24 protein-coding genes are annotated in these 20,884 nt (G+C 60.9%); 11 read left to right on the top strand and 13 right to left on the bottom strand.

Annotated elements, in window-relative coordinates; all coding sequences use genetic code 11:
* Nucleotide 1: 1 nt before the first annotated feature.
* Together CO655_RS19450 and CO655_RS19445 are read right to left on the bottom strand one after the other, a co-directional pair.
* The gene (locus CO655_RS19450; protein ID WP_245423859.1) at nucleotides 2-1,237 is read right to left on the bottom strand and encodes an adenylate/guanylate cyclase domain-containing protein; all 1,236 of its coding nucleotides are present in this window, start codon (nucleotides 1,235-1,237) and stop codon (nucleotides 2-4) included.
* A 125-nt stretch (nucleotides 1,238-1,362) separates the two neighbouring features.
* A complete protein-coding gene (locus CO655_RS19445) occupies nucleotides 1,363-2,817 on the bottom strand; it encodes a cobyric acid synthase (protein WP_097666002.1) in 1,455 nt (484 codons plus the stop codon).
* 690 nt (nucleotides 2,818-3,507) lie between these two features.
* Here CO655_RS19445 and CO655_RS19440 point away from each other — a divergent pair.
* Both CO655_RS19440 and CO655_RS19435 read left to right on the top strand, forming a co-directional pair.
* Nucleotides 3,508-4,512 (top strand): glycine betaine ABC transporter substrate-binding protein, encoded by a 1,005-nt coding sequence (locus tag CO655_RS19440; RefSeq protein WP_170964939.1) that lies wholly within the window; start codon nucleotides 3,508-3,510, stop codon nucleotides 4,510-4,512.
* A 32-nt stretch (nucleotides 4,513-4,544) separates the two neighbouring features.
* The gene (locus CO655_RS19435) at nucleotides 4,545-4,892 is read left to right on the top strand and encodes a hypothetical protein (protein WP_010034672.1); all 348 of its coding nucleotides are present in this window, start codon (nucleotides 4,545-4,547) and stop codon (nucleotides 4,890-4,892) included.
* 121 nt (nucleotides 4,893-5,013) lie between these two features.
* On the opposite strand, the gene CO655_RS19430 is transcribed toward CO655_RS19435, so the two are convergent.
* Nucleotides 5,014-5,169 carry an entericidin A/B family lipoprotein gene (locus tag CO655_RS19430; RefSeq protein WP_010034675.1) on the bottom strand — a complete coding sequence of 52 codons (156 nt, stop codon included), beginning with the start codon at nucleotides 5,167-5,169 and terminating at the stop codon, nucleotides 5,014-5,016.
* Between the two features lie 99 nt (nucleotides 5,170-5,268).
* Nucleotides 5,269-6,210 (bottom strand): LysR family transcriptional regulator, encoded by a 942-nt coding sequence (locus CO655_RS19425; protein WP_170964745.1) that lies wholly within the window; start codon nucleotides 6,208-6,210, stop codon nucleotides 5,269-5,271.
* 71 nt (nucleotides 6,211-6,281) lie between these two features.
* Here CO655_RS19425 and CO655_RS34355 point away from each other — a divergent pair, with 71 nt between their 5' ends.
* The gene (locus tag CO655_RS34355; RefSeq protein WP_097605300.1) at nucleotides 6,282-6,491 is read left to right on the top strand and encodes a hypothetical protein; all 210 of its coding nucleotides are present in this window, start codon (nucleotides 6,282-6,284) and stop codon (nucleotides 6,489-6,491) included.
* A gap of 149 nt (nucleotides 6,492-6,640) precedes the next feature.
* Here CO655_RS34355 and CO655_RS19415 read toward each other — a convergent pair whose 3' ends face one another.
* Nucleotides 6,641-7,249 carry a LysE/ArgO family amino acid transporter gene (locus tag CO655_RS19415; RefSeq protein ID WP_010034682.1) on the bottom strand — a complete coding sequence of 203 codons (609 nt, stop codon included), beginning with the start codon at nucleotides 7,247-7,249 and terminating at the stop codon, nucleotides 6,641-6,643.
* A gap of 100 nt (nucleotides 7,250-7,349) precedes the next feature.
* On the opposite strand from CO655_RS19415, the gene CO655_RS19410 reads away from it, so the two are divergent.
* On the top strand, nucleotides 7,350-8,279 hold the full coding sequence (locus CO655_RS19410; RefSeq protein WP_097666000.1) for a LysR family transcriptional regulator ArgP: 930 nt from the start codon (nucleotides 7,350-7,352) through the stop codon (nucleotides 8,277-8,279).
* Between the two features lie 26 nt (nucleotides 8,280-8,305).
* Here CO655_RS19410 and CO655_RS19405 read toward each other — a convergent pair whose 3' ends face one another.
* Complete coding sequence (locus CO655_RS19405; protein ID WP_010030962.1) at nucleotides 8,306-8,659, bottom strand: hypothetical protein; 354 nt, start codon at nucleotides 8,657-8,659, stop codon at nucleotides 8,306-8,308.
* A 133-nt stretch (nucleotides 8,660-8,792) separates the two neighbouring features.
* Nucleotides 8,793-9,275 carry a transcription elongation factor GreA gene (gene greA / locus CO655_RS19400; protein ID WP_064682429.1) on the bottom strand — a complete coding sequence of 161 codons (483 nt, stop codon included), beginning with the start codon at nucleotides 9,273-9,275 and terminating at the stop codon, nucleotides 8,793-8,795.
* 242 nt (nucleotides 9,276-9,517) lie between these two features.
* On the opposite strand from greA, the gene CO655_RS19395 reads away from it, so the two are divergent.
* Complete coding sequence (locus tag CO655_RS19395; RefSeq protein ID WP_010030960.1) at nucleotides 9,518-10,234, top strand: MgtC/SapB family protein; 717 nt, start codon at nucleotides 9,518-9,520, stop codon at nucleotides 10,232-10,234.
* 13 nt (nucleotides 10,235-10,247) lie between these two features.
* Here the strand turns inward: CO655_RS19395 and CO655_RS19390 are convergent, their stop codons facing one another.
* From CO655_RS19390 to CO655_RS19365, 6 genes are all read right to left on the bottom strand, one after another.
* Complete coding sequence (locus CO655_RS19390) at nucleotides 10,248-10,433, bottom strand: DUF3008 family protein (protein ID WP_097665998.1); 186 nt, start codon at nucleotides 10,431-10,433, stop codon at nucleotides 10,248-10,250.
* A 32-nt stretch (nucleotides 10,434-10,465) separates the two neighbouring features.
* Entirely contained in the window at nucleotides 10,466-10,675 is a 210-nt protein-coding gene (locus CO655_RS19385; protein WP_097605306.1) for a DUF2945 domain-containing protein, read from the bottom strand.
* Between the two features lie 134 nt (nucleotides 10,676-10,809).
* Entirely contained in the window at nucleotides 10,810-11,043 is a 234-nt protein-coding gene (locus tag CO655_RS19380; RefSeq protein WP_010033775.1) for a DUF2171 domain-containing protein, read from the bottom strand.
* Between the two features lie 118 nt (nucleotides 11,044-11,161).
* The gene (locus tag CO655_RS19375; RefSeq protein ID WP_097665996.1) at nucleotides 11,162-12,205 is read right to left on the bottom strand and encodes a DUF2955 domain-containing protein; all 1,044 of its coding nucleotides are present in this window, start codon (nucleotides 12,203-12,205) and stop codon (nucleotides 11,162-11,164) included.
* A complete protein-coding gene (locus CO655_RS19370) occupies nucleotides 12,195-13,301 on the bottom strand; it encodes an HlyD family secretion protein (protein WP_097665994.1) in 1,107 nt (368 codons plus the stop codon). The genes CO655_RS19375 and CO655_RS19370 overlap by 11 nt, the downstream gene beginning before the upstream one ends.
* A 147-nt stretch (nucleotides 13,302-13,448) precedes the next feature.
* Nucleotides 13,449-13,709, bottom strand: coding sequence for a hypothetical protein (locus CO655_RS19365; RefSeq protein WP_010033769.1), 261 nt, complete (start codon nucleotides 13,707-13,709; stop codon nucleotides 13,449-13,451).
* 143 nt (nucleotides 13,710-13,852) lie between these two features.
* On the opposite strand from CO655_RS19365, the gene CO655_RS19355 reads away from it, so the two are divergent.
* From CO655_RS19355 to CO655_RS19330, 6 genes are all read left to right on the top strand, one after another.
* Entirely contained in the window at nucleotides 13,853-15,673 is a 1,821-nt protein-coding gene (locus CO655_RS19355) for an adenylate cyclase (RefSeq protein ID WP_097665992.1), read from the top strand.
* 160 nt (nucleotides 15,674-15,833) lie between these two features.
* Nucleotides 15,834-17,990, top strand: a complete 2,157-nt coding sequence (locus tag CO655_RS19350; RefSeq protein WP_097665990.1) for a mechanosensitive ion channel family protein — start codon at nucleotides 15,834-15,836, stop codon at nucleotides 17,988-17,990.
* A gap of 48 nt (nucleotides 17,991-18,038) precedes the next feature.
* Nucleotides 18,039-18,440 (top strand): hypothetical protein, encoded by a 402-nt coding sequence (locus tag CO655_RS19345; RefSeq protein ID WP_097605311.1) that lies wholly within the window; start codon nucleotides 18,039-18,041, stop codon nucleotides 18,438-18,440.
* 101 nt (nucleotides 18,441-18,541) lie between these two features.
* Nucleotides 18,542-19,189, top strand: a complete 648-nt coding sequence (locus tag CO655_RS19340) for a MarC family protein (protein WP_097605312.1) — start codon at nucleotides 18,542-18,544, stop codon at nucleotides 19,187-19,189.
* A 233-nt stretch (nucleotides 19,190-19,422) separates the two neighbouring features.
* Nucleotides 19,423-20,100, top strand: coding sequence for an HAD family phosphatase (locus CO655_RS19335; protein ID WP_097665988.1), 678 nt, complete (start codon nucleotides 19,423-19,425; stop codon nucleotides 20,098-20,100).
* 81 nt (nucleotides 20,101-20,181) lie between these two features.
* Entirely contained in the window at nucleotides 20,182-20,778 is a 597-nt protein-coding gene (locus CO655_RS19330; protein ID WP_010034159.1) for a hypothetical protein, read from the top strand.
* The last annotated feature ends 106 nt before the right edge of the window (nucleotides 20,779-20,884 follow it).

Below are 20,884 nucleotides of genomic sequence, written 5' to 3'. Positions count from 1 at the left end.
GCTACGAGGCGGCGCCGGCAAGCTTGAAGACGTCGGCCCTCTTCGAAACGCCGCGCAGCTCGAAAGACCCGAGATAGTCACAGGGCACGGCACAGGTCGCCGCGAAGCTCTCCGACAGCAGCAGGGGCTGCTCAAGCATTCCGCACAGCTTTTCCAGCCGCGAAGCCTCGTTGACGGCTCTGCCGATCACCGTGAAGTCCAGTCTGCCGTGAGCGCCGACATTTCCGTAGAAAACCTCGCCGAGATGCAAGACGACATCGATGCCGATATCCGGACCGCCGTTGCGCGTGCGCTCACGATTGAGCTCTTCGTTTGCCTTCAGCAGACTTTGGGCCGAAGTCAGCGCCGCCCTGCAGGCCTTCTGCGGGTCATCGGCCTCCGTCGGAAAAATCGCCAGGACGCTGTCACCCATGAATTTCAGAATCTCGCCGGAATTTTCCTCGACATGCCGGTCGATCAGCTCGAAATGCTCGTTGAGAAACCCGACGATCTCCGCAGGCTGATAGATTTCGGTCAGCGCCGTGAAATTGCGCAGGTCGGCGAGCAGGATGGCGGCATCGATGGAGCCGCCCATTCCCCTGCGGGTTTCGCCTGCCAGGATACGCGCACTCGTTCTGGCGCCGGTATAGACCGCGAGGATTTCCGTCGCGGTCTTCGAAACCGCGACACGGTAGGCGGCCAACCCCAGAGCCGGCAGCAGCTCCTGGATGATCGCCAGTTGGTCGTCAGAAAATCCGCCGGGCGCATCGCTGGTGAGCGAAAAGCCCAGTCCGCGTAGCGCGACCTCCTTCGGGAATTCGAAAATGCTGATGACGTGATCCGTGCCGCCGGCAAGCGCGAATTCGTGAAGCTCGGCATACTGGAGCCCCTCGCCTTTCGCCAGGTTCCATCGCCCGGTTTTTTCGCCGCGGCTCAACAGGTGAAAGATCGGCGTCATCTCGAAGCTGCGTTCCGTCTCGCTGCCATGCTCCGCATTCTCGAGAACGATTGCACCGCCCCGCTCGAAATTGGCGGCGACGCCGCGATACATGGGATGGAGGGAAGGCATTCTGATGCTCGCACGCCAGATCGGAATGCCGGCCGCAATCAGCCGGTCGCATAGACCGGCGACGAGGTCGCCAATATGCTCACAGGTGATTCCCTGCTCGATAAGCCACTGAATATGATCGTTAATTTTTTCAATCTCCGAATGAGGGCGACAACCTGAAGGAATCTTTCGGACCGTCGAGGCTCGCAGCCTAAATCGCCGGACAGGCGATGAAAGAGCGATATCGCGCGCTTCCCATTCATTAGCCTGCTTCCTGTCGAGATGCTACTCCCGGTCGAGTGAAAGTGATGCGCAATTCGGCCGCACCGCTGCGGCTAACCGAGCAGCCCCGCCAGCCAGTGCGGATCGAGGTGACGTTCCAATTCCCCAGCGATCTCATCGAGCGCCTGCTCGACGCTGTCACGGTAATTCCGCCGCTCGCCGGATAGGCCGAAGCTCTGAAGCAGCCGGGCGCGGTAGGCGTCACTGCCGAAGAGCCCATGCAGATAGGTGCCCATGATCCGCCCGTCGGCCGACAGCGCTCCGTCGGGCACGCCGTCGACAATCGCCGAGGGCCGGACGCAATCCGGGCCGCGGGTGACGCCCAGATGGATCTGGTAGCCGGCGAGCGATACGTCGTATTCGGTCGAACGGGCCTGGCTGTTGCGCACGGTCTTCTCAGGCGCCATCTCGGTCTCGACGTCGAGCAGCGCGAGCCCCGCCGCCTCGATCGTCCCGCCTTCGATGCCGAGCGGATCGCGTACCGTGCGACCGAGCATCTGGTAGCCGCCGCAAATGCCGATCACCCGGCCGCCGCGCCGGACATGCGCCGCAAGATCGCGGTCCCAGCCCCGAACCCTGAGATCGGCGAGATCCGAAATCGTCGATTTCGAGCCGGGAAGAATGACCAGGCTCGCATCGACAGGCAGCCGCTCGCCTGATCGCACGAAGACCAGTTCGACATCCGGCTCCGCTCTCAGCGGATCGAGATCGTCGAAATTGGCAATGCGCGGCAGCATCGGCACGGCGATTTTCAGCGCCCCCGTCCCGCTCCTCACCAGCCGTTCGAGCACGACCGAATCTTCGGCCGGCAGGCGCGCGGCATCCGGCAGCCACGGCACGATGCCGAAGCAGGGCCAGCCGGTGAAGCCTTGGATGGCGCGGATGCCATCGTCAAACAGCGAAACATCGCCGCGGAACTTGTTGATGATATAGCCGGCGATCATCGCCCGGTCGGCGTCGTCGAGGATCGCATGCGTGCCGACCAGCGAGGCGATGACGCCACCGCGGTCGATATCGCCGACGAGCACGACGGGCACGCCCGCCTTCGTCGCAAAGCCCATATTGGCGATATCGCCGGCTCTGAGGTTGATTTCGGCCGGCGAGCCGGCGCCCTCGACGACGACGAGATCGGCGCCGGAAGTCACTGTTTCGAAACTCTCGAGCACTGCGCCGAGCAGTCGCGGCTTCAGCCGCTGATAATCCCGCCCCTTCGCCTGTCCGAACACGCTGCCCTGCACGATGATCTGACTGCCGTTTTCCGATTGCGGCTTGAGCAGCACCGGATTCATATGCACCGAGGACGGCGTGCGGGCGGCCAACGACTGCAGCCATTGCGCCCGGCCGATCTCGCCGCCGTCGTCGGCAACCGCCGCATTGTTCGACATGTTCTGAGGCTTGAACGGCCGGACTGCCAGTCCGCGATTGGCCGCCAGCCGACAGAGACCCGCAACCAGCACCGTCTTGCCGACATCCGAGCCGGTTCCCTGCAGCATGATCGCTCTTGCCATGGCCGTCGCCTTTCGTTGAGGCGAGGCCTACAATGGCCGCCGATCCCGGGTCAAGACTGGCCCCGATCAAGGCTTGGCCGCAATCAAGGCTTCAGCGAGATCAAGACTTGGCATGTCCCCGCGAAAACGCGAAAACCGCGCATGGCCTTGGCTCTGCGCGGTTTGCCGAAAACTCAGGCGTCTTCGCCCCTACACGGCGAAGCTCGCTTCCTCCGGTACGCACTACCTGAACCGGAGAAGCAGCGGTTGTTGCCGCCACGACCCAACTGATAGCGGCACATTCTTACCGGAGAGTTATTGAAGGCTTACGCAAATGTTAATTTTGACTTTTTTTGATATTCTCGCCAAGATTTCTGCAGAAGACCCGCCGGCGCTCGCGGACAGCGCGTATTTTCGCTGAAAGCCGCCATTTTCGGGATTGTGACATAAATTCTTCGAATTCAATGATTTAGACACGCAACCATGAGCAGAAGACGGTTGATTTCTACGAGCGAACGCGTAGGCTTCACCAAAATGCGCCACTGTTGAATATGGCCTGCGACGAGCTGTTGGAGCCGCAAGGACGACGGCGCCCGTGAACCGGAAAGCCTGTTGCGGCATCGCCCGGCAGGCATTTCCCTTTCAGGCGCCGGAAAGACCTACCGGCGGATTTTAGATCCGAGAGCGCGTCCACCTAAGAAGAATTTGGGGATGACGATGAAGAGGCTTTTGGTTCCGGCCGTCTTTGCCGCGGCTCTTTTTACCACTGCTGCGCCTGCCGAGGCCGCCGAATGCGGCAAGGTTTCGATTGCCGAGATGAAATGGGCCTCGGCCGGCATTGCGGCCAATTTCGACAAGATCATTCTGGAAAAAGGCTATGGCTGCTCCGTCACCATCGTCGCGGGCGACACCCTTCCGACCTTCGCCTCGATGAACGAGAAAGGCATGCCCGACATCGCCTCCGAATACTGGATCAACTCCGTCAGGGCCTTGCTCGATCAGGCGGTCAACTCCGGCCGTCTGGTGCAGGGCGCCGAAATCCTTGCCGATGGCGCCGTTGAAGGTTGGTGGATCCCGAAATTCATTGCCGACGCCAATCCGGATATCCGCTCGGTCGAAGACGCATTGAAACGTCCCGACCTCTTCCCTGCCGAGGATGATGAATCGAAGGGCGCCGTTTACAACTGCCCTGCCGACTGGAGCTGCCAGATATCGACCACCAACCTCTTCAAGGCGCTTGCCGCCGACAAGAAAGGCTTCGAACTCGTCGAGACCGGCAGCCCCGAACGGCTCGACGCCTCGATCGCCCGAGCTTTCGACAACAAGATCGGCTGGCTCGGCTATTACTGGGCGCCGACCGCCATCCTCGGCAAATACGATATGACGCGGCTGAGCTTCGGCGTCGGACACAGCAAGACCGAATGGGACCGCTGCACGGCGGTTGCCGGCTGTCTCAGACCCCAGCTCAACTCCTATCCGGTCTCGCGCGCCTTCACGCTGATGACCAGGTCTTTCGCCAGCCGCGCCGGACCTGTCACCGCCTATCTCAAGAGCCGCAAATGGGACAATGAGACGATCAATCAGGTGCTCGCCTGGCAGGATGAAAACCGCGAAAGCAACGAGGATGCCGCGATCTATTTCCTGCGTAATTACGAGAGCCTGTGGATGAAATGGGTGCCGGTCGATGTAGCCGAGAAAGTCAAAGCGAGCCTATAACGGCAGATAGCACCAACGACCGGACGATTCGAATGACAGCCAACATTCCCTTCCCCGACCGCGATACCGTCGCGGAAAAGCTCGCCGCGCTGTCAGAAGCCGATAAATCCTATCTGGCCCTGCTCATGGAAAACGCCGCGCAGGACGATAACCTGCTCGACGGTCTGCGACGCCATCTCGACCTTGCCACGGAATCGCGTTTCCTGAACTCGCTGAAGCTTGAAAATCTTGGATTGTGGCTCGGGACGCAGGCGCCGGATCGGCTGCAGATACGGCTGATGGAAACGGCCCGCTCAAGCCAGCATCCCGCCTACCAAGCCTTCCGGACCGGCCTCAGCCGATCCGGCGGCCTCGAAAAGGCATATCCCCCGGTCACCTGAAAGGTGATCCGGACCCGGCCGTCCGTTAGGACGGTCCGGACCCCGGCCCCGTCCCGGCCACTCGCCAGAGTGGTCCGGTTTTAAGCCTCAGGGTTATCACGCAGGCAAACCTACCGACTGATCACTTCTTTGCAGCCCGATCAACCGAACGCCCGGCGTCCTGCGTGGCGTTGACGGCGCTCGCCGTATCTTTTCCGATGCCGCGGATCGTGTTGCCGCAGGAGGAAAGCGCGAGAAGAACCATGAAGGCTGCGGCAATTTTGGCCGTTGTCGTCATTTCGAATATCCTTGTTTGAAATCAACCCCGAACGGCACTTATGCCGTTCGCGCCGATAACGCACAAGGGAACAAAAGGTTCAACGGTTGAAAGGCATCCTCAGGCCGCAACAGCCTTCGCTCTTTCGGCAAAAGCGCCGCGAATGCTGTCTGCCACCGTCTCGATCGGCCCTGACACCTGGGCGGCGGTCAGCAGCCGGATATCGAAGGAGCCGAGCTCCGGCAGCCCTTCCTGCAGTCCGAGGATCGCCATGTCCTCGCTGACATAGGAAAGCGGCAGCGGCGCGATGGCGAGATCGGAAAGCACGGCGGCACGCTGGGCCATCGTGTGACCGCTGAGATAGGCGACGCGATAAGGCCGCTTGTTGCGCTCGAGCTGGGCGAGCGCCTCCTGGCGCCAGATGCAGCCGTCCTCCCAGATCGAGATCGGCAGAGGATCGCGCCGATGCGCAGAACCGCAACGGGCGCCGGCCCAGACCAGCCTCTCGCGGAACACCACCTCGCCGCCGGTCGGGAACGGCCGCGTGGCGCAGTTGATCAGCGCCAGGTCGAGCCGCTGCTCCTCCATGCGCTTCTTGAGACCAACGCTCATGTCGATCGTCACGTCGACCATGATGCCGGGATAGCTTTCGGCAAAGCTCTTCAGAATTCTCGGCAGCAGCCGCTCGCCGATATCCTCCGGGGCACCCAGTCTCACGACACCGGTCAGCTCCGGCATGATGAACCGCGACACCGCTTCGTTCGACAGCGCCAGGATGTTGCGGGCGTAAGAAAGCAGCATCTCGCCATGACGCGTCAGCGTCACCGAGCGGGCATCACGCAAAAACAGCGTCGCGCCGAGCTGTTCCTCGAGCTTCTTGATCTGCATGGAGACGGCCGACGGCGTGCGGAAGACGGCCTCGGCGGCAGTGGAAAAATTGCCCGTTTCGGCGATGGCGACGAAAGTGCGCAGCACATCGTTGTCAAGCAAAGGAATGGGACGGCGAAAGGGTAGGCTCATCGTCGCATCTTTCAATTTTTCTGATTTATAACCCAATATCATTTGGTTTGATTGAATGTCAATCGCTCCCCATAGTCTGTGTATCGGAAGCGATACAGCAAAGGAGGCTCGACATGACGCAAGCAAGCACCTGGAATATCCTACAGACCCTTTCCGCATTCAAGTCGCGCCGGCGCAGAGATGCAAACCACGAACATGCCCTCCGGGAATTGAAACGATTCCCATCGCACCTGCTGGCCGATTGCCAGCGCGAGGAGTTGCCTATGCCGAGGGTAGCCGCTCGGCCGAATCGCCACCTGAGGATCGTGGAATCGCGCGCATAATGTGCGCAGCTGAAGTTTTTTCGGATCTTGGCGCAAGGTCACAACGGTTGTCGGAAACATCCGCCCGTCAAAGCTTTGCGCCCCATTGATCCAACCTGACCCTGCCGCCGAGATGTCGCGATCCGGCTGATCGTTCCGTCAAACAGCGATCACATCCCGCCCATGAGCTTGAAGGCGATGATCCACATGGTCGCAGCGACCAGTGTTTCCAGCACCCGCCAGGCCGATGGCTTGGAGAAGATCGGCCGCAGCCAGGTCGCGCCATATCCGAGGGAAAAGAAGAACAGGAAGGAACCGGTCACGGCGCCTGCGGCAAAGGAAGCCTGCTGTCCCGGATAACGCGTCGAGATCGTGCCGAGCAGCACCACCGTGTCGAGATAGACGTGCGGATTGAGCCAGGTAAGCGCAAGGCAGGTTGCGAGCGTCTGCCTGAAGCTTGCCGTTTTGGCCTCGGCCGCCGCGAGAGCGGCGTTCGACCGCAAGGCGGAATAGAGGCTTTTTGCGCCGTACCAGACGAGAAACACGGCTCCCCCGTAACGCATGACCGGATCGAGCCAGGGCATGAGCCTGGCGATCTGCTGCAAGCTGGTGACGCCGAGCACGATCAGCACGGCGTCGGACAGCGCGCATGCGAGGCAGACGGCAAACACATGCTGGTTGCGCAGGCCCTGGCGGAGAATGAAGGCATTCTGAGCGCCTATCGCGACAATCAGGCTGAGGCCCATCATCAGGCCGGTAAAATAGATTGAAAAATTCATCGCTTCTGCAATCGCCTTTCGCTTCGACCAGACTTCGCTAGCCCGGCGAAGAGAATTAGGCTACTTAATCTACCTAACCTCAATTAAGCAGCGCTAATCCATGCTTGACTACCCCGCCCTCCGTGCCGTCGCGACCGTTGTCCAGACAGGGAGCTTCGAACGCGCCGCGACCGTGCTGAACGTCACCCCTTCGGCCGTTTCGCAGCGCGTCAAGCAGCTCGAGGAGCGTCTCGGCGTTGTGCTCGTCGTTAGAGGCACGCCGTGCACGGCAACCGAAAAGGGAGAATGGTTGTGCCGCCATATGGAAAATGTCGGCATGCTCGAAGCCGAGCTCTTCGGCCACCTGCCCGCGCTCGTTGATCCCGGCGAACCACGCCAGAGGGTGACGCTTCAGATCGCCACCAATGCCGATAGTCTCGGCACCTGGTTCGTGGAAGCGATGTCGACCTTCGCCAGAAACTCCTCCTATCTGTTGAATATCGCCGTCGACGATCAGGATCACACCGCCGAATGGCTGCAGCGCGGCCGCGTGATCGCGGCCGTCACCAGCCTGGAAAAGCCGATAAGGGGCTGCCGGCGTTTCGCGCTTGGCGTTCTGCGCTATCATGCGACGGCAACGCCCGACTTCGTCGCCCGTAACTTTCCGCAGGGTGTGACCGCCGAGGCGATCCGCAACGCCCCGGCTCTGACCTTCAGCCAGAAGGACAGGCTGCAGAGCACCTGGGTCCGCCAGACCTTCGGACGCGATCTCGACTATCCCACTCATTGGCTCCCCTCGCCGCAAAGCTTTGTCGAGGCAACCCTGTCAGGCATGGGATGGGGAATGAACCCGACTCAACTGACCCGCGAGCATCTCGCGTCGGGACGATTGGTCGAACTGGTTGCCGACACCCCCCTCGATGTTCCCCTGTTCTGGCAGATAAACCGCTTTGCCGCCGATCGACTGGCGGAGCTGACGCGCGAAGTCATCAGCGTGGCAGGGCGCAATCTCGGAAAAGACAGATCGAAAACCGATCCCCCGGGCCTTTGATCGCGCCTGAGAAATATCTGGAGCGATCAGACGTAAGCCGTACGGCTGCCGAATTCGCTGGTTTCATCGAAATTCTTCGTGCCGATGCGCTCGCTCTCGCCGGAGAATTCTCCAGGAGCTGCGGCAGCGGGCTTCGACGAGGCCGATGCCTGGCCCTTGCCGCTCTCGCTCGCTTCGATCTTGGCGATCTTCGCCTCCAGCGTCTCGATCGATTTCTCGATTGTCGCCTTCTCTTGCTCGTCCTGCGTCTGCGACAGAGCCGCTTGCTTTTCGGCAAGCTGCGCTTCGAGAGAGGCAAGGTCATCCGACGAACTGGAAGACGAGGTTGAAGCGGCTGAACTCAAAATGGTGGATGCTGAACTGGAAATTGCGCTGACCATGACATGACTTTCGATGATGGAAAGTCACCTTCTAAGCCGCGGGTGGTAAAGGCTCCATAAATAAAGTACCCAGCAGTACCAATTATGACGATGATTGGCTCCGCTTCCCCGGTGGCCGCCTTCTGCACCGTCTCTATGCGATGGCGATGATCTCCAGCTCATGGCCACCCACCTCCACGGCATCGCCGGCAGCCTTGCCCATCAAAAGCCGCGCCACCGGCGAGACATAGGAAATCGATCCAGCCTTGGGCTCTGCCTCGTCCTCTCCGACGATCCGATAAGTTTGCACGCGCCCATCGTCACGGCGGAAGGTCACCGTGCTGCCGAAGGCAACCACGTCGGCTGACGTAGGGTCAGGCATTAGCTGGGCGGTGCGAAGTCTTGCCGCTAAGTAGCGAAGATCACGCAATGGATTGGCAGTCTGCCGTCGCCGTTCATTCACATCTTCAATGATGCTCGCGGCATCATAGGCCTCACGCGCCTGCTGGAACTGCAGTTCGAGAGCCTTCAGCCCCGCTTCCGTAACGAGATTCGGATGCGGCGAAACCGGACGGTCGGGCAATAGGGTTTCCGACGCGGTTTCGAAACTCTCTTCTTTGGTAAAGGCGACGGCCAATCAAGAACTCCATGTCAGGCGCAGTGCGCCGATCACTAACAGGGCGCCTGCGCCCCCTAGTCGTTGAGACTATACATACACCGACTGCGGACGAACCGCCAATCTTGCCCATCGGCAGCCGCTTTCCCCGCCACGACATCGGGAACGTCCTGCCGCCCATAGCGTTTATCGCCGCATAACGCACAGGAGGATCGAATGCCCGGCGAACGGCGATATGTCTTCGACAAGGACTGGAGCGAAACATGCCTTCGTTCCTGACGGATAGCATGCCGCTGACACCGAGCTGGTGGGATATCGCCGCACGGATCGCACTGACGGTGATCGCCGGCGGCCTTATCGGCCTCGATCGCGAGCGCGGCGGCCATGCGGCCGGCTTCAGGACGACGATCCTGGTGGCGCTTGCCGCCTGCCTGGCAATGGTCCAGGCCAATCTCCTTCTGTCGACCTACGGGAAAACCTTCAGCTACTTCACGCAGATGGACGTATTGCGCTTCCCCCTTGGCGTCCTGACAGGCGTTGGCTTCCTCGGCGGCGGAGCGATCCTCAGGCGCGGCGACATGATGACAGGCGTCACCACGGCGGCGACCCTGTGGTTCATGACGGTGGTCGGCCTCTGCTTCGGCGGTGGCCAGATTGTCACCGGAACGGTGGCGACGGCTGTCGCCTTCATCGTCCTGTCGCCGATGAAGCAGCTGGACGCCTGGCTGACCTGCGAACGCAAGGCGACGCTCGTCATCCACAGCTCCGAAGTCGATGTACCCGACTTGTCGGCGGTGCTGAACCCGTTGGGATGCCGTGCCCTCTTTGTTGCATACGGGCCGACGAGCGATGGCCGAACAGGCGTGACGTTCGAGCTCCGATGGATGGCAAAGGACCGCGAGGCGTCATCGCGGGCGATTTTGAAGGCACTTTCCGTCCATGACGTCGCAGGTTTCTCGATGCAATCGACGACGAACTGAGATCCCGGACGGCCTATTTGGAGACGTGCTCGGGCTTGCCCTTTCTCTTGGTTGAGGCGAATTCCTCCAGTTGCTTTTCGCTCATGGACTCGACCATCTGTTTCGAAGCGCCCTTCAGTTCCTTTTTGGGCGTCTCGCCGCGCTTGGCCGAGAGTGCGGCGCCTGCCGCCTTCTGCTGGGCCTTGGTTTTGGCTGGCATATCGAAACCTTCTTCTGCTTGGGGTGAGGCCCTCAACGCTTGCTGAGTTCGGCGGGCCCGTGCGCGGCCCGCTTTCCCGATTTATCGCTTTCGACGATATATTGCGGCTTCGCCGCCGAGGCCTTCACCTCGTGACCCTTGATCTTCGTCGGGCTGCTCTGCTTCTTGACCACCTTGCCCTCGGTCTTTCCCTGGCTGGTATTCCAGTTTACGGCGTCGCCCTTGTTCAATTGCTTCGGCATGGGCGGGCTCCTTCACAAGCCACGGCCGAGCACAGCGACGCGCGTCTTTTCAGACGCGCGAAGGACGCTGGAGCTCTTTGAATTGCTGCATTTATCCCTCAATCGGTTCCGATCGAAGGGATATGCAGCCACTGTCAGTTGATCGTGGCCCATTGGCTGCGGACATCCCGGGCGTTCTTGGACAAATGAACATGGGCATCCACGTGATCGACCCAATCCAGCGGAATCAGGTGATGCTTGCCGTCTTCGGAGTCGGTCTTGGTCAACTTGATGCGCGTAGGACCGTCGAGATGATCGACCGTGCCGACATGGGTACCATCGGCAGCCCGCACTTCCATATGTTCACGGATCTGATCTGCGGAAATCATTGTTTCCTCCTTTGCATCATTATCAGTTACCAACCGGCAACGACGCGGCGCAGACTTGGTTCCAAAGCTTCTAGCTCCCCATGCGTCGGAAACAGCGGCAGCATGCGTGCCTTCGGCATCACGGCTCAAGAGCCGCCGGTGCACCGGCCTTCTTCCGCTCTGTCCACGGCCACACAATCGCGGACAGCAGCAGCGCATAGATCAAGGCGGCGGCGACATAGACCATGCGGCTGGCGAAGGATTCCGCCGCGCTGCCCGGCAGCGGCGACACGCCGAGACCAAACAGGATCAGGAATATCGTCAGGGCACCGGCAAACATCCGAGCCTCTTTCGAGTGGCCGGCCGCACGCCCACCGATGAGGAGGACGACGACGAGAACGATGAGGAAGATCGACAGGAGATTGGGGCGCAGCGATAGCGCGGCATAAGCAATGGAGGCGAGCACGCCGCCGAGGAAATTGACGAGCACCAGCCCGATCGCCGCCCGCGCGCTTGCGGCGACGTCAAGCTGCCCAAGCAGCGAGGCCACGGTTATGGGAATGACCACCGCGGCGGTCAGGTTGTCGCTCGTCAGGCAGATCACCACGGAGCCCAGAAGGATAAGTGTGTTTGCCAGCGCCCTGGGCAAGGCCGGCGGTCGCTCGTCGATCGCCGCCGCTTTGATCTCTTCGGAAAACGGTTCGGGAAAGACTGCATGGGCAAGCCACATCAGAACTGCACCCGACAACACCCCGGCGACCAGGAGGGACAGGATCGAATTGGCGAGCTCCTCGTTCAGGATGCCGAGCAACGGCACGATGATCGAAACGACGAGCACGAGAAAGATCGCCGGCCCTCCCTTTCCTGTCGACTTCGCGGCGAAGCAAACAAAATAGGTCAGCCCCAGGATCAGAAGAAAGGGCGCCGGACGGTCGCCGAGCACATTTGTCAGAACCATCATCGCCATCCCGGCGATCAGAATGACCATCACCGCGCCGATGGTCTTGCCAAGCGGCATGGGGCGTGAACTGCCGAGCAGAAACTGGGCGGCAAAGAGCGGAGCGAGGAAAGGCACGATAGCCCCGGCATAGACTGCGACGGTGAAGCCGATGGAGACCGCGAAGGCAACCCGCAACCCCTTGCGTTTCTGCGCCGCGACCGCAGAACTGCTCTCAGTTGACATAGGTCAGCACCGATTTGATGCGGATCCAGAGCAATCCCCACGCATTGGTCACCGGGTTGTCGCCCGTATAGATGACGACCGTCGCTTGCGAACCGTAGCGTATGCCGCCCTTGGGCAACTGCGCCTCCTTGATGACGAGCCGGACAGGAAACCGCTGTGCCTCCTGGACCCAGCCGCTGTCGTTCCGGATCGTCGGCAATCCGGTGTTCGGGTCCGTGTTGCCTTGCGACACGCCAAACCCCACGCTCTCGACGGTCGCCGGAAACAGCCGGCCGGGAAGCGCGTCGAAGAGGATGTCCGCCTTATTGCCGACGGCGACCTTCTCCAGGCTGTTCTCCTTGAAGGCCGCATTGATCCAGATGGTACCGGCGTCGATGAAGGTCATGGCCGGCTGGCCGGCCGAGACCACCTTGCCGATGGTGAGCTGAAGGTTGGTGACGACACCAGCTGACGGCGCGTGGACGGTCGTCCGCACAAGATCGAGCTGCGCCTTCTCCAGTCCGGCAAGCGCGGCACGCAGTTGCGGATTGTCGTTGCCGGACGGGCCGAGCTGCTCTTTCGCTTTGGCAAGGTCGGCCTGCGCCCCCGAAACGGAAGCCTCCGCCTGATCATAAGCGGATTTGGCTGCATCGAACCGAGCCTTCGAGAAAACGCCGCGTTTCACCAGTTCGGTCGCCCGGGCATATTGATCGCGCAAATTGTCTCTGTCGGCCTGCATCTGGACAAGCTTGGCCTGCGCCGCATCGACTGATGCAGTCGATGCCCCGATCGATTGGCCCACGCTCGCAAGCGCTGCTTCGGCCTCGCTGACGGCCAGTTCATAGCGCTCGGGATCGATACGAAAGAGAACCTGATCGGCCTCGACACGGGAGTTGTCGGCAACCCCGACTTCCACGACCCGGCCGGTGACTTCGGGCGCGATGCCGACAATATAGGCCTGAACCTGAGCCTGCGAGGTCGATGGCGTCCGCCGCTCCATGAAGATGGAGAGCACGAACAGGGCGAGCGCCAGCAGGACGACGATCAGGGCGATCCTGCGCAGCGGATTGCGCGGCGTCGACGAAATGGCAGGCTCGTCCAAGTTCTCGGAGACCACGACAATATCCTTCCGAAGCGTTGCGTAAAGCGCGGAGAGTTTCAGCGCCGGACGTTTGTCACAATGGTCATGACCGGCAAGATGAAACGCAAGTAGATAACCGTAACATACGCCGTCCGACGGCTTGCCGCCGGCCCGTTGCACGCATCAGCGAACAGATGGTGGCCGCAAAACCTGGTCGAGCGCGCCCTCTATTTCCTTCGAAAGTTCTGCGATCAGTTCCTGGTACTCGGCAACGCGCTCATTGCGCTTCGGATCGGTTGAGACGGTCCATTTCTTCAGCGCGGATTGGGCGTCGGCGAAATCTCTGCAGATTTCCCGGAAGTCTTCGCTGCGGGCAGAAAGATCGTCGATCGTCTTGATCCTGGCTGGAAACTGCCGACAGACTGCGGCCACCCCTTTGTCCATGGTTCACTCCTTGACCGCATTTGAGAGGCTGCCACTGCAAGATGTGTCGATCCCGATCTTCGTGGACGACGACCGGTTCGTGGAGTATGTTACTGTAAGATACGGTCTGGCTGATGTGACTCAACGGGGGATTGGGGACAGAGATGCAGACGTCGATACCAGCGGAGGGGTCTGCGGGGGCTCCCTCAAAACCTGCGCCTCAGGCCGACGAGATCCAGGCGCAACTTGAACGCGTCATCTCCAGCCCTGAATTTCCCGGCGTGGGTCGTGCCGCAGCGTTTCTCCGCTACGTCGTCTCGGAAACGCTGAACGGTCGGGGCAACCGGATAAAAGCCTATTCGATTGCAATCGAAGTGTTCGGGAGGGATGCCGGCTTCACCCAGGACGATCCGGTCGTCAGGATCGAGGCTGGACGGCTGCGACGGTCTCTCGAGCGTTATTATCTCGTCGCTGGGCAGCATGATCCGGTCAGGATCGACATTCCGAAGGGAGGCTATATCCCAACCTTCACCTGGTCGTCCTCGGCCTCGGCCGACACGCGCACCGAAGAACCTCGCGAAATAATACCCTCCCCGGCCCCGCCCGGGCGCTGGCGGCAGGCACGCCGGCTTTTGCTGCCAAGCGTTGCCGCCCTCGCCGCAGTCGCCATGTCGCTCTATTGGATCGGGACATGGTCGCCCGCGCCGCCGCTCGAACGGCTTGCAAGTCTGTCGCCCGATCGTCCGGCCCTCGTGGTGGCTCCCTTTGCCAATCTCGGAGAAGGCCCGGAGGCGCAGCTCTATGCTGCCGGCCTGACCGAGGAATTGATGACCATCCTGCCACGGTTCAAGGAAATCAAGGTCTTCGGGCGCGAGACCTCCAAGTCCCTTCCCGCCGATATCGGCGCATCGGCAATCCGGGCCGAATTCGGCGCGCGCTATCTCCTTGCCGGCGGGGTGCGCACGTCGGGCAAGCGTCTTCGTGTAACGGCCAGATTGCTCGATACGTCAGACGGCGAGATTCTTTGGTCGCAGGATTATGACAAGGATCTTGCATCGGGAGACCTGTTTGCGATCCAGACCGACGTCGCCAGAAAGGTGGCGACCGCGATCGCTCAGCCATACGGGGTCATGGCGCAGGTCGACGCCGCAAGTCCTCCGCCGGACGATCTGGGCGCCTATGAGTGCACCTTGCGCTTTTATGCGTATCGTTCGGAACTGAGCGTCGAGGCGCATGCGCAAGTCCGCAACTGCCTTGAGACGGCGCTTGCCCGGTTTCCGAACTACGCCACCGCCTGGGCGATGCTGTCGATCGTCTACCTCGATGAAGATCGCTACAAGTTCAATCCAACAGCAAACCAGAACGCAGCCATACACCGCGCACTCGATGCCGCCAGACGCGCAACGCAAATCGATCCGAGCAATACCCGCGGACTTCAAGCACTGATGACGGTGCTGTTCTTCGACAGACAGCTTTCTGAATCGTTTCGCGTCGGAGAACTGGCGCTCGCCACGAATCCCAACGACACAGAACTGATGGGTGAGTTCGGAACGCGGCTCGCGATCGGTGGCCAGTGGCAGCGCGGCGCAGCCCTCCTCGACCAAGCCATCGACCTCAATCCGGGTGGTGGCGGCTTCTATCATGGAACACGGGCTCTGGCCGCATACATGCTTCACGACAACCAGACCGCGGTGCTGGAGATACGACAGGCCAATATGCAGAAGTTCCCTCTGTTCCATGCTGTCGCCGCCATCATCTATGCCGAGGCCGGCATGACGGACGAGGCCCGCCGGGAGGGAGAGGTTTTCGTCAGCATGCGGCCTGACTTCCTGCCGAACATTCTCGCCGAACTGGCGATGCGTAACATGCAGCCTGGCGATCGCGATCGGCTGATTGAAGGGCTTCGGAAGGCGGGGCTGGCAGTGCCCGATCCGGAAAAAATGGCGTCGACTGCCACGGGCACCTCGGACCCGCAACCCCGCTGATGCCGTCTCCCCGACCGTAACATACCCGATCATACGGGTAAGCCGTCTCATCTTCGCATAGTCTGACCTCGGTGCCGCGTTGAGCGCCGCGGCGGTTAACGCGGCGGGCCTGATCCTTTCCGCTGCGGTTCGGGGACCGGTTCATAGATCAGGGTGGAAAATGACTTTATTCTCCAGGATCCGCATGGTTGTGCCGCTTCCCATGGCGGCTGCCCTGGCTTCCGCTCTCCTTTGGGCTTCGATCGCCGTGGCCCAGGGTACGACACCTGTGAGCCCGCAGCCTGAAAGCGTTCATCGCTTTATCGGCATGCTTGCGGATCCCGACGTCCAGCGCTTCCTCCAGCAGCAGTCGCAAGCCGCCAAGGATGCGACAGAGCCGCCGCCGGAAACGCCGAACCGCGACCCTTCATTTTCCGAATTCGCAACACGCTTCCGCGCGCACGCCGCAGGCCTTCTCGGAGCCGTCAATTCCTTTCCCTCGGAAGCGACCCGGGGCAGGAGTGCACTCGAAGGCGACATTCAGGCAAATGGCGGGACGCGGCCGATCGTCTTGATCATCGCCTTTATCGCCGCCGGATTGGCCGCGCAGTGGCTGTTCCGGTCGATCAGCGCGGGCTGGCGGTCATGGATGGCCCGCGCGCCCTATCGAACGGTTCTCGAAAGAATGACCGCGCTGGCTGCGAGGCTTCTGTGGGCGGCATGCTATGTTCTTTCGTTCGGCCTTGGCAGCATCGGCTTCTTCCTGCTGTTCCAATGGCCGCCGATCATCAGAGAAATCGTCGTCGGATACCTGTTGGCGATCGTCGTCTTCCGTCTGGCGAGCGCACTTTTCGATGTGTTTCTGGCACCCCGGGCCGAGGCAGAAAACGGCTTTCGTGTCGTCCCGGTTGGAAACGAGGCGGCCCGCCATTGGGCAAAGCGCCTGAGCTATCTCGTCGGTTGGTTTGCCTTTGGCTGGGTGACCATCCGCCTGTTGGGCACGCTCGGCTTTTCCCTCCCGGTCCGGCAGCTGGCCGCCTATTCCCTCGGCCTCGTGCTCCTTGTCATCGGTGTCGAAGCCGTCTGGAGGCGGCCATCGCAACTATCAGCCGGCCCGCCGAGGCGGATCAGTCTGCGGGTGCGGAACTGGCTGTGGACAGTCTATTTCGTCACCCTTTGGCTGCTGTGGGTGGTCGGCGCCATGCGGCTGTTCTGGATTGCGCTGGCCTGCGCGGCGCTGCCCTGCGCCATCGCCCTGACCAACGCGTCGGTCAACAATATCCTTCGCCCTTCCTCAGCCGAAGAGGGCGGCCACAAGACAGGAACGGTCGCCTCGGTGATCGTGGAGCGCGGCATCCGGGCGACACTGATCGTTGGAGCCATCATTCTGCTCGCTGGTGCGCTGGATGTGCGGCTCACTGAGATGACGACGCAGGATTCCCCGCTTCTGCGCCTGGTGCGCGGCCTTCTCAGTGCCGGGATCATTCTCATGATCGTCGATCTTGCCTGGAACATCGTGAAAGTGCTGATCGATCGCAAGCTCGGCGACACCGAGGCGACCCATGAAATCGGCAGCGAACGGGAGCGGCGGCGCCTGCGTCTCAGAACGCTGCTGCCGATCCTGCGCAACTTCGTCATGATCCTTTTTTCGGCCGTCGCCATCATGATGGCCCTGTCGTCGCTCGGCGTTGAAATCGGCCCGCTGATCGCAGGCGCAGGAGTGGTCGGCGTCGCAATCGGCTTCGGGGCGCAGACGGTGGTCAAGGACGTCATCAGCGGCATGTTCTACCTGCTCGACGACGCCTTCCGCGTGGGGGAATATATCCAGAGCGGCAGCTACAAGGGCACCGTCGAGTCGTTCAGCCTGCGCTCCGTCAAACTCAGGCACCACCGCGGCGCCGTCTTCATCGTCCCCTTCAGCGAGCTTGGGGCGATACAGAATATGAGCCGCGACTGGGTGATCGAGAAGATGACGATCGCCGTCAGCTACGATTCCGATATCGAGAAGGCTCGCAAGATCATCAAGAAAATCGGCCTGGAACTGTTCGAGGATCCGGAGTTCAAGTCCACGACGATCGAGCCGCTGAAGATGCAGGGAATTGAAAGCATGGGCGATTCAGGCCTGCTCCTGCGGCTGAAAGTCATGACGCTTCCGGGCCAGCAGTTCACGCTTAAACGGCGAGCCCTGCGGATGATCCATGAGGCGTTCAACGAAAACGGCATCAAGATCGCCGTGCCGACCGTTCAGGTCGCGGGCGGAAACGACGACGCCGTCGCCGCCGCCGCCCAGCAGACGATCGCGGCGCATAACGCGGCGATCGCCGCAGGTCCGGCCTGAGGGATAGTTTTGAGGAAACGAAACATGAGAGCAATGGGAGGAAATGACATGAAGATCCTGGCCATCCTGTCGCACCTGCTTGCGACACTTGCCATCCTCATGACGGTTTGTGCGCCCGTCCTCGTTCCCGCGACGGCCGAAGCCGCCCGTCGCGGCGTGGCGGCGTGCGGCCCGAGAGGCTGCGGCGCAGCGGCCTGTGGGCCACGCGGCTGCGCAGCGGTCGGACGCACCCGTCCTGTTGTTCGACCGCCCGTCCGGCGCGGCGTCGTCGTCGTCACCCCTCGCCGTTATTGGCGCCCGGGTACCGCCATCGCCGCAGGCGCCGCCATCGGTTTCGTCGCCGGCGCTGCGGCCGTCTCGTTGGCGGGTACGCCGCCTCAGCCCGGCCAGTGCTGGTACTACACCTCGCCCGCCAAGACGACGGGCTTCTGGGACGTGTGCCCGCGCTGAGCGGTTCGCGGAATGACCGGCGAGTGCGTCTGTTTCTTTTCGTCCCGCCAGACTGGAGAGGGCGCCGATTTTCGTGTCGTAAATTATAGAGGGTAGGTTCCATGGATTTCACAGTCATCGATGCCGCACTCGTCGGAAAACTTCTTTTGCTGCTTCTGATCGGCATGGGGCCGAAGATCGCCCTGGTGCCGTTTCTGGAAAAGACACACGCCTTCGATACCGAAACCAAGCTGCGCATCGGCCGCCAGATGGTTTTGATCGCCGTCGTCACGGCGCTGATCCTTTTCGCCACCGGCGCTCTGCTGATGCGGCTTCTCCACATCACGGGCGGCGCCGTCGCCGTCGCCGGCGGCATCATCCTCGCGCTCATCGCAATCAAGATGGCATCGGGACCAACCGAAAAGCCGCACGACGAGCTTGCGACTCCGGTCGACCCGGAGAAGCTGGCCGTGTTTCCGCTTGCCGTCCCTTACCTGCTCAATCCTGTCGGCATCACAGTCATCATCATCGCCTCCGGCGAAGTCGTCTCGATCGCCAGTGCGATACTCGTCACCGGTCTGATCTTGCTGATCGGCGCATTCGACTATCTGGTGTTCACCAATATCGACAAGCTCGCCAAGCGCATGAAGCCAGCCAGCATGATCGTCTCGGAGGTCGTCTTCGGCATTCTGCTGACCGCGGTCGCGGTCCAACTGATGGTCACAGGGCTTGGCGGTCTTGGCATCATCACGCCGGCCGCCGCGCATTGAGAGGTCGGCAGATATCTGACGAGCCGAGGACGGCCCTCACGGGTTTCCGCGATCTGCCTGAGATGGTATCTGCGGATTGCGAACCTGTAGGCGGAGGAGCTTCCGTCTCTGACAAACTCCGATTAACAAGACCGACCAACAGTTTGCGATCAAGGCCGGAAGCAGGGCTTTCCATCGCGCTATCGAGATGCCAAGCTGGATACTCGCTTTGATAGACTGCCAAGGTGCGCCTGATGAAACTGACTATTTTCGACTGCGATGGCGTCCTTGTGAATAGCGAGGAGATTTATCTCGCTGCCGAACTCGAATTTCTGGAATCCATCGGCGCTGGTTTTGAACGGAAAGCCTACATGCAGTCATTCATGGGGCTCTCTCCCGGTATGTGGGAAGCGAAGCTTCAGACTTGCGTGGAGGCGAAAACCGGAGCTCCTCTTCCACGCGATTTTTATGCTCAAATCGACCGCATATCGACAGTGAGATTGGAAGCCGATTTGGCGGAAATACCGTTCGCGCGGCAAGGGATAAACAAAATCGCCATCCTGCGGTGCGTAGCCTCCAGCACCCCTTCCACAAGGTTGCGTTGGAAATTGCAGCATGTTGGATTGATCGATCTGTTCGATCCGCATATTTTCTCAGGTGATCTGGTCGCAAATGGAAAGCCTGCCCCGGACCTCTTTCTCCATGCAGCCACGGCGATGAACGCGCTCCCGCACGAGTGCGTCGTTGTCGAAGACAGCGTCAACGGCGTCATTGCAGGCAAAGCGGCTGGCATGCGTGTCATCGGCTTTACCGCTGGCAACCATTGCTCGGCAGATCATGGTGAAAGCCTGTTGCGATCCGGCGCGGATATTATTGTCGAAAACTACGACGACCTGGCAGCGGCGATTGAACGGTTCGCACGACCACATTGAGCGTCGCTTGCCGATCGGGGTATTTTCTCGCCAGCACCCGAAAGGCTGCGGCCGAGCGGTAAAGCGAGTGGAGAAAAGGGCATGTCGGACCTGTTGGAAGCCCAACGACAGCTGCAAGCCGAAGCCGACGAAATCGTCCGGCAGCTACACCTTGACGAACTCCTCGAGGCTATCGGGAACCCTATCCGTGTGGGCAGTTCGGCCATGGGGCTTATGGTTCGACGAGACGTCGACATAACGGTGTCTTGTCCCAGGCTGGATGCTGGCGCTCTCGAAGCATTCGCGGGTATCGGCGCTCGTCTTATGCAGATGACCGACAGCGTCGTCGCGGTTCGTTTTCGAAATGACACTGGCGCATGGAACACCGAGCCGGACAAATATCCCGATGGGCTTTATCTCTGGCTATCGGTTCGCGCGCAGAACCAGTCGATGTGGACCATCGATATCTGGCTGGTAGACCAGCCGGACAGGCAACCCGATCTCACGCACCTGAAGACGCTGATGCCGCGCATGAACGATCAGGATCGCGAAACGATCCTGCGGATCAAAAAAGCCCTGGCTGAGCGTCCCCAGACGAAGGATAAGATTTCGAGCGCACTCGTGTATGAAGCCGTTATGGATCATGGGGTTCGAACTGTCTATGAGTTCGAGAGTTGGCATCAAGGATATGCCGGCTAAGCAGGTGCACCCCCGCGCGCCGAAGCTGTTGTCTTTTGGACGGACAGCAATATGCAGGCGGCCCATATGGGTCGTCGCCCTCATTCGACATCGTGCAGCAACGCTG

This window comes from Rhizobium sp. M1 (genome assembly GCF_002531805.1).
GTDB classification, from domain to species: Bacteria; Pseudomonadota; Alphaproteobacteria; order Rhizobiales; family Rhizobiaceae; genus Rhizobium; species Rhizobium etli_C.
The sequence above is the reverse complement of the archived record's forward strand: the minus strand, read 5'-3'. Positions and strand labels throughout refer to the sequence as shown.

Bases quoted from the DNA above. Each gene is read 5' to 3' on its own strand.
- CO655_RS19375 (WP_097665996.1), bottom strand. From the start codon at position 12,205: ATGTCAACTGAGAGCAGTTCTGCGGTCGCGGCGCAGAAACGCAAGGGG.
- CO655_RS19390 (WP_097665998.1), bottom strand. From the start codon at position 10,433: ATGCCAGCCAAAACCAAGGCCCAGCAGAAGGCGGCAGGCGCCGCACTC.
- CO655_RS19410 (WP_097666000.1), top strand. From the start codon at position 7,350: ATGCTTGACTACCCCGCCCTCCGTGCCGTCGCGACCGTTGTCCAGACA.
- CO655_RS19330 (WP_010034159.1), top strand. From the start codon at position 20,182: ATGTCGGACCTGTTGGAAGCCCAACGACAGCTGCAAGCCGAAGCCGAC.
- CO655_RS19380 (WP_010033775.1), bottom strand. From the start codon at position 11,043: ATGATTTCCGCAGATCAGATCCGTGAACATATGGAAGTGCGGGCTGCC.
- CO655_RS19355 (WP_097665992.1), top strand. From the start codon at position 13,853: ATGCAGACGTCGATACCAGCGGAGGGGTCTGCGGGGGCTCCCTCAAAA.
- CO655_RS19430 (WP_010034675.1), bottom strand. From the start codon at position 5,169: ATGACGACAACGGCCAAAATTGCCGCAGCCTTCATGGTTCTTCTCGCG.
- CO655_RS19405 (WP_010030962.1), bottom strand. From the start codon at position 8,659: ATGGTCAGCGCAATTTCCAGTTCAGCATCCACCATTTTGAGTTCAGCC.
- CO655_RS19365 (WP_010033769.1), bottom strand. From the start codon at position 13,709: ATGGACAAAGGGGTGGCCGCAGTCTGTCGGCAGTTTCCAGCCAGGATC.
- CO655_RS19425 (WP_170964745.1), bottom strand. From the start codon at position 6,210: ATGATATTGGGTTATAAATCAGAAAAATTGAAAGATGCGACGATGAGC.
- CO655_RS19445 (WP_097666002.1), bottom strand. From the start codon at position 2,817: ATGGCAAGAGCGATCATGCTGCAGGGAACCGGCTCGGATGTCGGCAAG.
- CO655_RS19395 (WP_010030960.1), top strand. From the start codon at position 9,518: ATGCCTTCGTTCCTGACGGATAGCATGCCGCTGACACCGAGCTGGTGG.
- CO655_RS34355 (WP_097605300.1), top strand. From the start codon at position 6,282: ATGACGCAAGCAAGCACCTGGAATATCCTACAGACCCTTTCCGCATTC.
- CO655_RS19415 (WP_010034682.1), bottom strand. From the start codon at position 7,249: ATGAATTTTTCAATCTATTTTACCGGCCTGATGATGGGCCTCAGCCTG.
- CO655_RS19345 (WP_097605311.1), top strand. From the start codon at position 18,039: ATGAAGATCCTGGCCATCCTGTCGCACCTGCTTGCGACACTTGCCATC.
- CO655_RS19440 (WP_170964939.1), top strand. From the start codon at position 3,508: ATGACGATGAAGAGGCTTTTGGTTCCGGCCGTCTTTGCCGCGGCTCTT.
- CO655_RS19350 (WP_097665990.1), top strand. From the start codon at position 15,834: ATGACTTTATTCTCCAGGATCCGCATGGTTGTGCCGCTTCCCATGGCG.
- CO655_RS19335 (WP_097665988.1), top strand. From the start codon at position 19,423: ATGAAACTGACTATTTTCGACTGCGATGGCGTCCTTGTGAATAGCGAG.
- CO655_RS19340 (WP_097605312.1), top strand. From the start codon at position 18,542: ATGGATTTCACAGTCATCGATGCCGCACTCGTCGGAAAACTTCTTTTG.
- CO655_RS19435 (WP_010034672.1), top strand. From the start codon at position 4,545: ATGACAGCCAACATTCCCTTCCCCGACCGCGATACCGTCGCGGAAAAG.
- CO655_RS19385 (WP_097605306.1), bottom strand. From the start codon at position 10,675: ATGCCGAAGCAATTGAACAAGGGCGACGCCGTAAACTGGAATACCAGC.